Below are 255 nucleotides of genomic sequence, written 5' to 3'. Positions count from 1 at the left end.
CAATATCCATGGCTCCGTCTGCCGGACTGATACTGCTTACGGTTGGTGCTGTAGTATCAAACTCATCTTCTGTATTAAAGTAGTAGTACCAGCAGCATGCGCTGTTACCGACTCTGTCTTTAACATTTCTGATTGTTGTTTTAATTTGGGTGCTACCTGGGAACTGAGCACTCGGTGTAAACGTCACCACATTGCCTTCTACCTGATAGTCACCTGCTACATAGCCACTTTGTCCGTTCACCTGAATACGTATTG

1 protein-coding gene is annotated in these 255 nt (G+C 45.1%); it reads right to left on the bottom strand.

The genetic code is table 11. The features are described from left to right. Positions 1–241 (bottom strand): hypothetical protein (locus tag ACOB80_RS20950; protein ID WP_473167804.1); only part of this gene is annotated, 241 nt, incomplete at its 3' end. Positions 242–255 lie beyond the last annotated feature (14 nt).

The sequence above is a fragment of the Thalassotalea coralli genome, from assembly GCF_055786205.1.
This window is presented reverse-complemented; position numbering and strand designations above follow the sequence as displayed.